Raw genomic sequence first — 13,460 nt, forward strand, 5'->3', positions numbered from 1 at the left:
GACCCTCATGAACGCCGTGATCGAGCTCGAGGAAGCCTACGACCGGTACAAGGACGATCCTACGTTCAACGCCGAGCTCACCGACCTGCTCAACAACTACGCAAACCGTCCCTCCCTGCTCTACTTCGCAAAGAACATGACGAGGGACCTGGGTGGCGCCAAGGTGTACCTCAAGCGAGAGGACCTCAACCACACTGGCGCCCACAAGATCAACAACGCTCTTGGCCAGGCGCTTCTCGCCAAGTACATGGGCAAGACTCGCCTGATCGCCGAGACGGGCGCCGGCCAGCATGGCGTGGCAACCGCCACCGTGGCGGCGCTTCTCGGCATGGAGTGCGTGGTGTACATGGGCGTGAAGGACATGGAGCGCCAGGCGCTCAACGTGTACCGCATGCGTCTGCTGGGCGCCGAGGTGCGTGGCGTGTCGTCCGGCACCGGCACCCTCAAGGACGCGGTGTCCGAGGCCATGCGCGAGTGGACGAGCCGCATCGACGACACCCACTACCTCATTGGCTCTACCATGGGTCCGCACCCGTTCCCCATGATCGTCCGTGACTTCCAGGCCGTGATCAGCCGCGAGGCCCGCGCGCAGATCCTCGAGGCGGAGGGCAGGCTCCCAGATGCGGTCATCGCCTGCGTGGGCGGTGGCTCCAACGCCATGGGCAGCTTCTACCACTTCATTCCCGACGAGGGCGTTCGTCTCATCGGATGCGAGGCGGCCGGTCGGGGGATCGACACCAAGGAGACCGCGGCGACCATCGAGACCGGTCGCGTGGGCATCTTCCATGGCATGAAGAGCTACTTCTGCCAGGACGAGTACGGCCAGATCGCTCCCGTCTACTCCATCAGCGCAGGCCTCGACTACCCGGGCGTCGGTCCCGAGCACGCCATGCTGCACGACACGGGTCGCGCCGAGTACGTGGGCATCACCGACGACGAGGCGGTGGACGCCTTCGAGTACCTGTCCAGGCAGGAGGGCGTCATCCCCGCAATCGAGAGCGCGCACGCCGTGGCGTATGCCATGAAGCTCGCACCGACCATGGACAAGGACCAGATCATCATCGTCACGCTGTCCGGGCGTGGCGACAAGGACGTGGCGGCCATCGCCCGCTACAGGGGAGAGGACCTCCATGACTAGCATCAAGGACGCATTCACGGCGGCGGACGGGAGCCGCAAGAAGGCATTTGTGCCATTCATCACCTGTGGGGATCCCTCGCTCGACGTCACCGAGGAGGCGCTTCTCGCCATGCAGCGGGCGGGTGCCGACCTCATCGAGCTGGGCATACCGTTCAGCGACCCCACGGCCGAGGGTCCCGTCATCCAGGAGGCCAACATCCGCGCGCTCTCGGGTGGCGTCACCACCGACTCCATCCTTGCGATGGTCGAGCGCGTGCGCGACAGGGGCCTCACCGTGCCCCTGGTGTTCATGACCTACGCCAACGTGGTCTTTGGCTACGACACCGAGCGCTTTGCCGCAAACGCCGCCAAGGCGGGGGTCCAGGGCGTCATCCTCCCGGACGTCCCCTTTGAGGAGAAGGCGGAGTTCTCCGAGCCCCTGGCTGCGGAGGGCCTGGAGCTCGTGAGTCTCATCGCCCCCACCTCGCACGAGCGCGTCCGCAGCATCGCGCGGGAGGCGAAGGGGTTCGTGTACTGCGTGAGCTCGCTCGGCGTCACGGGCGTTCGCTCCAAGATCACGACGGACATCGCCGGCATGGTTGAGCTCGTGCGCGAGGCCTCGAGCATCCCCGTTGCGGTTGGTTTTGGCATCAGTACGCCCGAGCAGGCGGCGCGGATGGCGGCGGTCTCGGACGGTGCCATTGTGGGCTCGGCAATCGTCCGCATCGTCGCGGAGCATGGCGAGGGGTGCGTCCCCTACGTCGAGAATTACGTGCGCTCGATGGCGGAGGCGGTCCACTCCGCGTAGGCAACTCGCGTGGCGGCGGGGGGCGGGCGTGTGGGCCTCCCCTGCCGCCGCGACGGCTTACAGATTCATTACCGTCGCGTATTTCCCCCATTAACTGCGCGGATACAAACTAGATGGTAGCTGGTCAGAGTCTTCCCATGGGGGTGGCAACCATGACTACCATCGCTCTTTCCAATCGTTCGGGCATCTCTGGAAGCCGTCCGCGCGACGGGCGTGCGGGGATTGGCGCCGCTAGGGGAGAGGGACGTTCCTCCGCGGCTTCCGCGGTGGCCTCCTGGCTGTGGGAGGTCGGCCTCCCCATCGTCGTCGTGGCGACTTACCTGGTGAGCCTTGCCTGCATCGTGATGGGGGTGGGCGAGGAGTGCGCTTGGACGCTCTTCCTGCTCTGCTTTAGCTTGGTCGTCGTCGCTCTGATCCTGGTGGTCCCGATTCTGCGCCACAGGGCTCTGTTCGCCCGGGAGGGCAACGGGGTGGCATAGGGGTCCTGTGGCGCCGAGCGTGCCGGCGACCCTCGTTGCCGGCATTTGGGCTGATGCCAAGCCGTCCGCCCGGTTGGCTGTCGCGTTGCGACCCCTCAAGGCCAAAGAAGGGGAGAGGGCAATTCACCCTCGCGGGGTTGGTTGCCCTCGAGGAAGGGTCTGTTCCGTTCCTGGTCATCGGCATCACCTGCCATACAGACGCTGGCGGCGGTGTTTTCGAGTTAGTGTGCGTCTTACCCAGCATCCCCCCGCGCGCGGAGGGTCGCTGTAGTCCCCTTTTGAGGGCTCTCCACCGCAGATGGGACACGATTGCGAAGGGCTCGCTTGGCAGCGAACTCCCGAAGTGAGTGCACATATCGGGCTCTGGCTGCCACCGAAGTAACCCCGTGGGTCGCTGCACTGCCGTCAAAACATCAAGTAATAAACTATGATGGTAAAACGTCCGCGAAGCCGCCGTGCTAGGGGGCTGAAATGCGTGCGGGTCCCACGTACAGCGCTCGGGCCACAGGCCACGTTTGCCACGTCAGGATGTCAATAGGCTAAGAATAGGGCGTGCCCCGCAAGGGGTGTGCCGGTGCGTTGTCTCCGCGTGCCATGGTCCCCTTCTATGAGTTATTCTGCGAATGTATGCTTGTCACGCGAACCGTGCGCTCCAAGATTGGCATCAGCGCGTTTAACTCCCCTAGCCCTCATGCTGATTTGTGCCGTCCTATCCCCCATGAGGGCTAGCGTCACTAAGCACCCCATTGGGACCATGCAGGAAAGGACAAGATAGCCATCCGCGTTTCTCACCCGGTGCAGTCACATGGCCTCTCGTTGCCCGGTTTCCGCCGGGAGTGTCCGTAGGGGAGGAATGCGGGATAATCCCCCTGAGAAAGAAGCATCGCCAGAGACGGGAGACAGCATGACAGACGTCAGGTTTGCGACCATTGGTACCAGTGCCATCACCGAGCGGTTTGTCGCCGCGCTGGCGGAGGTTCCTGGCACGCGCTACGTTGCGGCGTACTCGCGCGACCTCTCCCGTGCCAAGGAGTTCGGCGAGTCTCGCGGGGCAACCCTCGCGTTCGACGACCTGAATGCACTTGCAGCGTCGGACCAGGTCGACGCCGTCTACGTGGCTTCTCCCAACGGGGCACACGCAAGGCAGGCGTCGCTTCTCGCCCAAGGGGGCAAGCACGTCCTGGTCGAGAAGGCCTTCGCGTCAAACGAGCGCGAGGCGACCGAGGCGTTCGCGCGCGCCCACGAGTCGGGGGTCGTATGCATGGAGGCTATGCGTAACCTTCACACTCCGGGCTTCCATAACGTGGCGGCAAACCTCGCCCGCGTGGGCAGGGTGAGCCAGGCGACCTTCCGGTATGGCAAGGTCACCTCGCGCATCGCCAAGCTCAGGGCGGGCGAGCACGTTAACCAGTTTGATCCCGCGCTCTCCGAGGGCGGCCTCATGGACATCGGCGTCTACGCCGTCGAGCCTGCAATCGCGCTGTTCGGGCGCCCCGAGCGCGTGAGCGCGAGCCTGCTCACCATCCCGCTCCCCTGGGAGCCGGAGCCCTCGGGCGCCAAGATCGACCTTGCGGGGAGCGTGGTCCTGAGCTACCCCCGCGCCATCGTCGACCTCAATTACAGCAAGGTAGCCAACGACTTCTACGGCGCACAGGTGGCAGGAGATGCGGGGACGCTCATGTGGGAGCAGACCAACTGCCCAGCCGACCTCAGGTTCGTTCCCTACGAGGACAAGGGCATGGTGTACAGTGCCGCCGGTGGCAAGGCCGAGGTCATTCCCGCCAACATGCCCGACAACGACATGACCTGCGAGGTCGCGACGTTCGTCGACGCAATCAACGGTGACGTCGACGCCCTGGGCAGGGTCGCCTTCTGCGAGCGGGTCACCGTGGGGTCCCTTGCGGTCATGGACGAGGCACGCCGCCAGGCGGGGATTCGCTTTCCCGCAGACGACGCCCGCTAGGGGGGCACATGGGACTCTTGGGAAGGCTTCGAGGGCATGGGGGAGAGAAGGGCGAGCCATCCGGCGCGCAGCTCCTCTCGCCGGTCTCCGGCCCTCTCGTGTCCCTCTCCCAGGTGGATGACCCGGTCTTCTCCACGGGCGCGATGGGGGAGGGCTTTGCCGTGAGGCCAGAGGACGAGGTCGTGCTCTCGCCCGTCTCTGGCACCGTCTCGGTGGCTGGCGCCCCCAACTTCCATGCGGTCGACATCACCGGTGACGGTGGCGTCGAGGTCCTGGTGCACGTGGGGGTGGACACCGTCGAGATGGGCGGCCGTGGCTTCGAGGTGCTCGTCCGCCCGGGACAGCGCGTCAAGGCGGGCCAGGCGCTTCTCACCTTCTCGCGTGACCTCATCGCTTGGGCGGGGTTCGACGACGTGGTGATCGTCTCGGTCCCCAACTCCGCCGACCTCGGCGGGGTGCACATGCTCCTCGACGGGCACGTGGACGCCGGCACCCCCGTGGCGCGCGTTGGGGCGTAGGGGACGGCACCTCTCTCCCCTGGAACTCCTTTGCCGGGAGCGCATCGTCGCCGGACTACGCGTGGCATTCCCCTTGCCCCTCCAACCCTCCTCCCATCGACCCTTACCCCATCCTTACGGCGCGCTGCCCCTGCGTGGACGCCCCCGCCCTACGCTTGTCTTGCAAGAACGAGCGGAGACGAGGATGGGGGGTCGCATGGAGACGGCAGGGCTGGGAGTCGGCATGACGGCGGGTGCGGAGGCATCCTTCAGGGTGGACGCGAACGACTCTGCGCCACGGGGGAGGCGTCGGGCTTCCCGGGCGTTGCTGGAGCGTGCCGACGCCATCACCTGCCTTGTGGCCCCGTCCGTAGCCGTCGCGCTGTCCCTTGCCTCGCTCGTGGTGGAACGTCTCGACCTGATGGGCGAGGTTCCCCTGGCACTCCTCCTGCTTGCTCTCGTGGGGGTGATTGCCGCCGGCTCGATTGCGCTGGAGCGCAACTCGCGGCAGCGCCTGGGGAAGTCGCGCGCGTGACGACTACGTGACGCCTCGGCGCCCATTGTTACGGTCTGGGAAACCGGGACATCCTCTCTCCTCAGGGGGTGTCAAACTAACCACCAAGCCGCGCTCGTGGGGAGCGCGCAAGCATACGAGGAGTCTCTCATGCACAGGGCAGAGGTCGCAGTTTTGGGGAATGCCGGTCGCACCATGGGGTGCGCCCTTCTTCTCGCTGCGCTCGAGCTTACCTCGCCCCTAGCGGGGCTCCCCCTAGCGTAGGCCCTATCGGCCCATGCCAAGGCGGCGGCAGTGCGCCGCACGCCCGTCCCTACGGTTCTCTCTATCGACCTCCCCACCCCTTTGCATGCGAGCTCCTTGGCGGCGCCACCAGACGCCGTGCCACACACGTCCATTGGCCCAAGATGGCAAGGAGCAAAGATCATGACCCGCAAGATCGACATCTTCGACACCACGCTTCGTGACGGCGAGCAGTCGCCCGGAGCCTCCATGAACACCGAGGAGAAGCTCGTCATCGCGCAGGAGCTGCTGCGCATGCACGTTGACGTCATCGAGGCCGGCTTCCCCATCTCCAGCCCCGGCGACTTCCGCTCCGTGCAGGAGATCGGTCGCATGGCAGGTGACGACGCCGTGGTGGTAGGCCTCACCCGTGCCGTCGACAAGGACATCGACCGCGCCGCCGAGGCGCTCAAGACCGCCAAGCGCCCCCGCATCCACACGGGACTCGGCGTCTCTCCCCAGCACCTGCGCGAGAAGCTCCGCATCACCGAGGACGAGTGCGTGGAGCGTGCCATCCACTGCGTCAAGTACGCAAAGCAGTACGTGGACGACGTCGAGTTCTACGCGGAGGACGCCGGCCGTGCCGACCAGAAGTTCCTGGAGCGTGTGATCCAGGCCGTGGTCAACGCAGGCGCCACCGTGGTCAACATCCCCGACACCACGGGCTACCAGATGCCCGACGACTTCGGCCGCCGCATCAAGGGCCTGGCCGACAACGTCATTGGCATCGAGAACGTCAAGATCTCGGTCCACACCCACAACGACCTGGGCATGGCGACCGCCCTCGCCCTGGCGGGCGTCAAGAACGGCGCGCGCCAGGTGGAGTGCACCATCAACGGCCTGGGCGAGAGGGCCGGCAACACGGCGCTGGAGGAGGTGGTCATGGCCATCAGGATGCACGGCGACGAGCTCGACGCGCACACCGACGTCGTGACCACGGAGCTCACCCGCGCCAGCCACCTGGTGAGCAGCATCACCGGCATGCAGGTCCAGGCCAACAAGGCCATCGTGGGCGCCAACGCCTTTGCGCACAGCTCCGGCATCCACCAGGACGGCGTGCTCAAGGCCCGCGACACCTACGAGATCATCGACCCCGCCGACGTGGGCGCCGCCGGGTCCGAGATCGTGCTGTCCGCCCGCAGCGGCCACGCGGCCCTCAAGCACCGCCTCGCCGAGCTGGGCTACACCTTCTCCGACAAGGAGTACGACGAGATCTACCAGCGCTTCCTCGAGGTCGCCGACCAGAAGAAGGAGGTCTACGACGAGGACCTGGAGTCCATCGTGCAGGAGCGGCAGCGCAGCGTGACCTCGGTCTACACCCTCGACGCCATCCAGGTCGTCTGCGGCGATGCGGCGGTGCCCACCGCCACGGTCACCATCTCCGACGAGGCAGGCGAGAAGCACGTGGTCGCCGTCACCGGGACCGGCCCCGTGGATGCCGCCTACAAGGCGATCGACCAGGTCGTCTCCACCAGCTGCGACCTCCAGGAGTTCTCGGTAAAGTCCATCACGCGCGGCATCGACGCCATCGGCGAGGTCACGGTGCGCATCTCCGCAGAGGACGGCAAGGTCTACACCGGCCGCGGCTCCGACACCGACATCGTGGTCTCCAGCGCCAAGGCATACGTCAACGCCATCAACCGCATGATCTCGACCGCCCGCTCCAAGGCGGGTAAGTAGGCGTAAGACACCCGCAGGGCCGCCGCCGGGCGGAGCCAACACCAAGAGAGAGGGACCTACATGACACGAGCCATGACCATGGCCGAGAAGATGCTTGCCGCGCACGCCGGGCTGGACGAGGTCGTTCCCGGTCAGCTGGTGGAGTGCGACCTGGACGGCGTCCTGGCAAACGACATCACCGCCCCCATCGCCATCAAGACGGTGCGCGAGATCGGGGCGGGGGTGTGGGACCCCACGAGTATCTTCCTCGTGCCCGACCACTACAGCCCTAACAAGGACATCAAGAGCGCCGAGCAGACCAAGGTCACGCGTGACTTCGCGCACGAGATGGGCATCACCCACTACTACGAGCAGGGCTGCATGGGCATCGAGCACGCCCTTCTCCCCGAGCTCGGCGTGGTGGGCCCGGGCGACCTGGTGATTGGCGCCGACTCCCACACCTGCACCTACGGCGGCATCGGCGCCTTCTCCACCGGAGTTGGCTCAACGGACGCCGGCGTGGGCATGGCGACGGGTCGCGCCTGGTTCAAGGTCCCCGAGACCATCCGCATCCAGGTGGACGGGGAGCTTCCCGCGGGCGCGAGCGCAAAGGACATCATCCTCTACGTCATCGGCCAGATCGGCGTGGACGGCGCGCTGTACTGCGCCATGGAGTTCACCGGCTCCACCATCGCCAACCTGAGCGTCGAGGGCAGGCTCACCATCGCCAACATGGCGATCGAGGCCGGCGGCAAGGCCGGCCTGTTCGAGGTGGACGACGTTGCCCGCAAGTGGCTCGAGGGCAGGACCGAGCGTCCCTGGACCGAGTACCACAGCGACCCCGACGCCCAGTACAAGCAGGTCATCAAGATCGACGCGGCCGACATCGTCCCCACCGTCGCTTGGCCCCACCTGCCCAGCAACACGCATCCCGTTGCGGAGAGCCGCCACATCAAGATCGATCAGGCGGTCATCGGGTCGTGCACCAACGGCCGCATCGAGGACATGCGCGCCGCCGCCGACGTCCTGCGCGGTCGCACGGTCGACCCCAACGTCCGCTGCATCGTGATTCCCGCCACCCAGGGCGTGTGGCTCCAGTGCGTGCACGAGGGCCTCATGGACGTGTTCATCAACGCCCACTGCGTGGTCTCCACCCCCACCTGTGGTCCCTGCCTGGGAGGCTACATGGGCATCCTCGCCGCGGGGGAGAGGTGCGTCTCGTCCACCAACAGGAACTTCGTCGGGCGCATGGGCGACCCCACGAGCGAGGTGTATCTGGCCAGCCCCGCAGTCGCCGCGGCGTCCGCCGTCGCCGGTCACATCGCGCTCCCGTCCGACCTGTAGTCCCCGCCCGAGCAAAGGAGATACTCAATGCAGTTCAAGGGAACCGTCTTCCGCTACGGGAGGGACATCGACACCGACGTCATCATCCCCGCGCGCTACCTCAACACCTCCGACCCGGCGGAGCTCGCCAAGCACTGCCTGGAGGACCTGGACACCACCTTCGTCAAGCGGGTCAAGCCGGGTGACATCATCGTCGCGGACCAGAACTTTGGCTGTGGCAGCTCGCGCGAGCACGCCCCCGTGGCGATCAAGGCGGCGGGCGTCTCGGTGGTCATCGCCAAGAGCTTCGCGCGCATCTTCTACCGCAACGCCATCAACATCGGCCTCCCCATCATGGAGTGCCCCGAGGCCTGCGACGCCATCTCTGACGGCGATGTGGTCGAGGTCGACGCCGACACCGGCACCATTCGCGACGAGACCACCGGCCAGACCTTCTCGGCCCAGCCGTTCCCGCCGTTCATCCAAGAGATCATCAGCGAGGGCGGGCTCGTGGCCCGCACCAAGGCACGCCTCGCCCGCGAGGCCAAGGGAGAGTAGGCATGGCATCCAAGACGTACCGCATCTGCACGCTTCCAGGCGACGGCATTGGCCCCGAGATCATCGCAGAGGGCAAGAAGGTCCTCCAGGCGGTGGGCAAGAGGGCTGGCGTGACGTTCACCTGCACCGACGCGCTCATCGGCGGCGCAGCGATCGATGCCACGGGCAGCCCGCTGCCCGACGCGACCCTGGAGGCAGCCCGTGCATCCGACGCCGTTCTGCTCTCCAGCGTGGGCGGTCCCAAGTGGGACTCCACCGATCCCAACGCCCCCCGTCCCGAGCAGGGTCTGCTGGGGATCAGAAAGGGACTGGGCCTGTACACCAACCTCCGCCCGGTCAAGATCTACGATGCGCTGGCGGGGGCCTCGACCCTGCGTCCCGAGGTCATCAAGGGCGTCGACCTGGTAATCGTGCGCGAGCTCACGGGCGGACTCTACTTTGGCAAACGCGAGCGCTTCTACGACGAGGAGGGCGCCGGCTCCAACGGTGGTCGCGGCCAGCGTGCCTATGACACCTGCGAGTACCGCGAGTACGAGGTCGAGCGCATCGCTCGCAAGGCCTTCCAGGCAGCGCGCAAGAGGCGCAACAAGGTCACGAGCGTTGACAAGCGCAACGTCCTGGAGACGTCCCGCCTGTGGCGCGAGGTCGTCCACCGCGTGCACGACGAGGAGTTCCCCGAGATCGAGCTGGAGGACCTTCTGGTGGACAACACCGCCATGCAGCTCATCAACCGTCCCGCCGACTTCGACGTCGTGGTGACCGAAAACATGTTCGGTGACATCCTCTCGGACGAGGCGGCCCAGATCACGGGCTCGCTTGGCATGCTCGCATCTGCGTCGCTGGGTGACGGCGTCTCGCTCTTCGAGCCCAGCGCGGGCTCCGCGCCCGACATCGCGGGGCAGGGCATCGCAAACCCGCTCGCGCAGATCCTCTCCGTTGCCATGATGCTCACCTACGCCTTTGGGATGGACGAGCAGGCGGCATGGGTGCAGGACGGCGTTGAGCGCGTGCTGGACGACGGTTGGCGCACGCGCGACATCGCGGATGGCTCGACTCCAGCCGACCACGTGCTGGGAACCTCCGCCATGGGCGACAAGGTCGTGGAGTACCTGGGGTAGGCACATTCCCCAACGCAAGGGGGGAGACGCGCGCCGCTGCCGGTGGGATGGCCCACGGCGGCGGCGCGTCACCTTTCTCTCCCACCGTTCCCTCTGGTGGATGCACGCACAAAGGGGGTCCGGGGCATATGGCTCCCGGACCCCCCAAGTACGTTTTCGTTGTACGGTGGCTAGCCCGCGAGTCCCGCAATCACCGAGGCAAGGGCGATGATCACGCCCACCACCGACTCGCCGCCCAGCAGGCCGGAGGCAACGACCAGGCCGCTCTCGTCGGACTTCGCGTGCGCCTCCTCCTTCTCGCTGGCCGAGAGGTCCTTGCGACGCGCAGCGCAGACGCGGTCGTAAGCCACCTTGGCAAGTGCTCCCAGCGCCCCGGTGAACGAGAGGTAGAACGGCAGGTACACGCCCAGGCCAAACATCATGGACGGGAGGTTGGCGTAGTAGAGCGCGATGCCCGCCACCAGGCCGATCACGAACGCGGGGACGCTGGGGATGCCAGAAACCATCGTGGCGACCACCGAGGCCTGGGCAGCCACGAACTGCTTGTCGGGGCCAAAGGCGTCGGGGCCATACGCCGAGACGAGTGCGACCATGACCGCCGCCGCCACAAACGCCCCCAGCACGCCGCCGATGGCCTGGCCCAGCCACTGCGCGCGGGGGTCGGTGCCCAGGATTGCGCCGGCCTTGAAGTCGTTCATCACGTCTCCCGCAAGTCCGCAGGCAACCGCGACTATGCCCGCCACGTAGAACAGCCTCACCTGGGGGAGGCCCGAGAACGCGGCGACCACGAGCATCACGATCAGACCAAAGATCTCCATGGGGTCGATGCCGGTCTGGCCGCACGACTGTGCGCTCATGGCGGTGGTCACAAAGGCGAGGAGCACCACCACGACGGCGGGGACGGGGCCAAGCCCCAGGCCCACGCAGGCGAGAACCGCCACGGACGCGGTCGCGAGCCCCAGGATGCCGGCATCCAGCCTCACGCTGCCCGAAACCAGAGACTCCTGCCCGTCTCCGCTGGCGTCACCCCCGCGCATGCCGCGCAGGATGCCCGCCGCCTCGGGGAGGATGTCGCGAATCACCACGGCGATGCCCGCGCCCATCATCAGGCCCATGCCCAGGCTCTTGACGATGCCCTGGGCGGCCTCGACGCTCCACAGCCCGGCGGCGCTGCCCGCGACCACCAGGCCAAAGTTGGCAAAGGCCGCGCCGACAAACCACCAGGCGACCGCCGCGCCACCCACCAAAAAGCCCACCGAGAGCATCATGGGCGAGTTGTAGATGCCAAAGGTCACGCCGGGGATGGGGAGCGACGCGAGCATGGTGGGGAGCACGCCGAGGGCGTCGCGCAACACGGTGTAGGCGCCCGCGATGCCCATGGAGCCAAACAGCTGAGCGCCCGTTCTGCCGCCGGCCTCCGTCGCCCGCAGCGTCTGTGCCGCAGCATTGCCCATGGGGAACTCCAGCTGGGAGTCCACGATGAAGTGGCGGTGGATGACCGCCGTGCAGGCCAGGCCGAGCACCGTGCCGCACAGCGCCACGAGGAGCATCTGGGTCCAGCCCACCTGGTCGGCGTATCCCAGCATCCAGGCGCCGGGGATCGTGAACGCAAGGCCACCCGCCACCATCGCGCCAGCGGACATGATGGTGTGAGTCACGTTCGCCTCGTTGAGCGAGGCGTTGCCCAGCAGCTTGAGGAAGAAGAGCGAGACCACCGCCGCAAACACGATGGGCCAGGGGAGCGCCCCCAGCCTCAGGGCGGTGTAGGCCGACGAGGCCGTGATGATCACGCATCCCACGCAGCCGATGATGACCCCGCGCAGCGTGAGCTGCCCGCGCCAAGGGGTGCGGTTGGTACCGTTGTCCATGTGTTTCTCCTGTTCGTATATCCGCTCCCCCTGTGGCCTGCTGACACCGTTGCCGTGTGGCGTTGGGGTGGCAGCTCTGCCGAGGAGTCGGGTTACCGGATGCCCGTCGCCCCGGACATGGGTGGCGGACTTGGTACAGTATAGCGACGGCATCAAGAGGGAGTGGTACGCATGGCGCACGAGGTCCGAGGGGTAGAGGGAGAAGTCCGGTCCGCGGGTGGCGCGGCGGTGCTCGCCGTGGACGTGGGGAACACCAGCACGTCCTTTGGCCTGTTCGGTGCGGGTGCCGACGCCCTCGCGGAGCCCCTGGGGACCTGGGAGGTTACTACCCCGCAGCGGCTTACTCCCGACGAGGCCCGCATACAGGCGCAGCAGGCCCTCGCCTGTCTCCTCGGCGATGTCGCCGGTGGCACGACCCTCCCTGCTCCTGCTGGGGGAGAGGCGCGTGGCCACTCGGCTGGAAGACCCGTCCCCATGGGTGCGATCCTCTCATGCGTTGTCCCCAGCCTCAGTGCCGCGTGGGAGGACGCCCTGCGCTCGCTGTGCCCTGGTGGTCGGGCGCTGCTCGTTGGCCCCGGCCTGCGCACGGGACTGCCCATGCGCTACAAGGATCCCTCGGAGGTGGGGCCGGATCGCATCGCGGACGTCCTCGCCGCCCGGGAGTCCTACGGGTCGCCGGTGGTCGTGGTGGACTTTGGGACCACCATGAACGTTGAGGTCGTTGACGCAGCGGGGGCCTTTGACGGAGGGATCATCGCTCCCGGGCTGGCGCTTGGCGCGACTGCCCTCAGCCGCGCGGCGGCTCGTCTCCCCGTGATCGAGCTCCGTGCGCCCGAGCGTGCGATTGGCCGCTCCACGCGCGAGGCGATGCAGTCGGGCGTCGTGCTGGGAGAGGTCGCTCGCGTGGACGGACTGGTCGACCGGGTGTTCTCCGAGCTGGGGCAGGTGGCTCCCGTCGTCCTCACGGGAGACCATGCCGGACAGCTTGCAGCGCTCCTCGCGCACGAGGTCAGGGTGGACGAGACCCTCACCCTCCGCGGGTTGCACCAGCTGTTCCTCTCCAACGTCGAAAGGGGCGGGCAGAGGCAGCGCAGGGCTTGAGGTCGCTTTGCTCCAGCCAGAAGCAGCGGGGGTTGTCTCCTCTCACCAAGACCTCTACGGCGTCGGCAACGCTGCATGTTCTCGGGCGGTAGGTCCCAAAGAGCGGAGGTCAAAGAAGGGGAGGAGAGACGCCTCCGCTTGCGGCTGTCCCATGCCGCTAACCCGAGCGGGGC

Annotated in this window: 12 protein-coding genes; 11 read left to right on the forward strand and 1 reads right to left on the reverse strand. The window is 66.9% G+C overall.

Annotated features, from left to right (window positions below; all coding sequences use genetic code 11):
- Positions 1 to 7: 7 nt before the first annotated feature.
- The 10 genes from trpB (at position 8) to leuB (ending at position 10,318) form a co-directional block, all read left to right on the forward strand.
- On the forward strand, positions 8 to 1,138 hold the full coding sequence (gene trpB / locus FYJ68_RS02090; protein ID WP_229771944.1) for a tryptophan synthase subunit beta: 1,131 nt from the start codon (positions 8 to 10) through the stop codon (positions 1,136 to 1,138).
- Positions 1,131 to 1,925, forward strand: a complete 795-nt coding sequence (gene trpA, locus FYJ68_RS02095; protein WP_154433642.1) for a tryptophan synthase subunit alpha — start codon at positions 1,131 to 1,133, stop codon at positions 1,923 to 1,925. Before trpB ends, trpA begins: the two co-directional genes overlap by 8 nt.
- Before the next feature lie 152 nt (positions 1,926 to 2,077).
- On the forward strand, positions 2,078 to 2,404 hold the full coding sequence (locus FYJ68_RS02100; protein WP_154433643.1) for a hypothetical protein: 327 nt from the start codon (positions 2,078 to 2,080) through the stop codon (positions 2,402 to 2,404).
- 904 nt (positions 2,405 to 3,308) lie between these two features.
- Positions 3,309 to 4,367 (forward strand): Gfo/Idh/MocA family protein, encoded by a 1,059-nt coding sequence (locus FYJ68_RS02105; protein WP_195837679.1) that lies wholly within the window; start codon positions 3,309 to 3,311, stop codon positions 4,365 to 4,367.
- Positions 4,368 to 4,375: 8 nt separating this feature from the next.
- A complete protein-coding gene (locus FYJ68_RS02110) occupies positions 4,376 to 4,885 on the forward strand; it encodes a PTS sugar transporter subunit IIA (protein ID WP_154433645.1) in 510 nt (169 codons plus the stop codon).
- Positions 4,886 to 5,081: 196 nt separating this feature from the next.
- Entirely contained in the window at positions 5,082 to 5,399 is a 318-nt protein-coding gene (locus FYJ68_RS02115; RefSeq protein WP_154433646.1) for a hypothetical protein, read from the forward strand.
- A gap of 405 nt (positions 5,400 to 5,804) precedes the next feature.
- Entirely contained in the window at positions 5,805 to 7,340 is a 1,536-nt protein-coding gene (locus FYJ68_RS02120; protein WP_154433647.1) for a 2-isopropylmalate synthase, read from the forward strand.
- A gap of 78 nt (positions 7,341 to 7,418) precedes the next feature.
- Positions 7,419 to 8,663, forward strand: a complete 1,245-nt coding sequence (gene leuC, locus FYJ68_RS02125; protein WP_229771945.1) for a 3-isopropylmalate dehydratase large subunit — start codon at positions 7,419 to 7,421, stop codon at positions 8,661 to 8,663.
- Between the two features lie 27 nt (positions 8,664 to 8,690).
- Positions 8,691 to 9,200: a 3-isopropylmalate dehydratase small subunit gene (leuD, locus tag FYJ68_RS02130; protein WP_154433649.1), complete on the forward strand. Its 510-nt coding sequence runs from the start codon at positions 8,691 to 8,693 to the stop codon at positions 9,198 to 9,200.
- A gap of 2 nt (positions 9,201 to 9,202) precedes the next feature.
- Positions 9,203 to 10,318 (forward strand): 3-isopropylmalate dehydrogenase, encoded by a 1,116-nt coding sequence (gene leuB, locus FYJ68_RS02135; RefSeq protein ID WP_154433650.1) that lies wholly within the window; start codon positions 9,203 to 9,205, stop codon positions 10,316 to 10,318.
- 170 nt (positions 10,319 to 10,488) lie between these two features.
- On the opposite strand, the gene FYJ68_RS02140 is transcribed toward leuB, so the two are convergent.
- Positions 10,489 to 12,186 (reverse strand): OPT/YSL family transporter, encoded by a 1,698-nt coding sequence (locus FYJ68_RS02140; protein WP_154433651.1) that lies wholly within the window; start codon positions 12,184 to 12,186, stop codon positions 10,489 to 10,491.
- Positions 12,187 to 12,357: 171 nt separating this feature from the next.
- On the opposite strand from FYJ68_RS02140, the gene FYJ68_RS02145 reads away from it, so the two are divergent.
- Positions 12,358 to 13,287, forward strand: a complete 930-nt coding sequence (locus tag FYJ68_RS02145) for a type III pantothenate kinase (RefSeq protein WP_154433652.1) — start codon at positions 12,358 to 12,360, stop codon at positions 13,285 to 13,287.
- Positions 13,288 to 13,460: the final 173 nt, after the last annotated feature.

It is taken from the genome of Olsenella porci (assembly GCF_009695875.1).
Classification (GTDB): Bacteria; Actinomycetota; Coriobacteriia; order Coriobacteriales; family Atopobiaceae; genus Olsenella_H; species Olsenella_H porci.

Excerpts from the sequence above, each read along its gene's own strand:
- FYJ68_RS02100 (WP_154433643.1), top strand. The coding sequence starts at position 2,078 with ATGACTACCATCGCTCTTTCCAATCGTTCGGGCATCTCTGGAAGCCGT.
- trpB (WP_229771944.1), top strand. The coding sequence starts at position 8 with ATGAACGCCGTGATCGAGCTCGAGGAAGCCTACGACCGGTACAAGGAC.
- FYJ68_RS02140 (WP_154433651.1), bottom strand. The coding sequence starts at position 12,186 with ATGGACAACGGTACCAACCGCACCCCTTGGCGCGGGCAGCTCACGCTG.
- FYJ68_RS02145 (WP_154433652.1), top strand. The coding sequence starts at position 12,358 with ATGGCGCACGAGGTCCGAGGGGTAGAGGGAGAAGTCCGGTCCGCGGGT.
- leuC (WP_229771945.1), top strand. The coding sequence starts at position 7,419 with ATGGCCGAGAAGATGCTTGCCGCGCACGCCGGGCTGGACGAGGTCGTT.
- FYJ68_RS02115 (WP_154433646.1), top strand. The coding sequence starts at position 5,082 with ATGGAGACGGCAGGGCTGGGAGTCGGCATGACGGCGGGTGCGGAGGCA.
- trpA (WP_154433642.1), top strand. The coding sequence starts at position 1,131 with ATGACTAGCATCAAGGACGCATTCACGGCGGCGGACGGGAGCCGCAAG.
- FYJ68_RS02120 (WP_154433647.1), top strand. The coding sequence starts at position 5,805 with ATGACCCGCAAGATCGACATCTTCGACACCACGCTTCGTGACGGCGAG.
- FYJ68_RS02110 (WP_154433645.1), top strand. The coding sequence starts at position 4,376 with ATGGGACTCTTGGGAAGGCTTCGAGGGCATGGGGGAGAGAAGGGCGAG.
- FYJ68_RS02105 (WP_195837679.1), top strand. The coding sequence starts at position 3,309 with ATGACAGACGTCAGGTTTGCGACCATTGGTACCAGTGCCATCACCGAG.
- leuD (WP_154433649.1), top strand. The coding sequence starts at position 8,691 with ATGCAGTTCAAGGGAACCGTCTTCCGCTACGGGAGGGACATCGACACC.
- leuB (WP_154433650.1), top strand. The coding sequence starts at position 9,203 with ATGGCATCCAAGACGTACCGCATCTGCACGCTTCCAGGCGACGGCATT.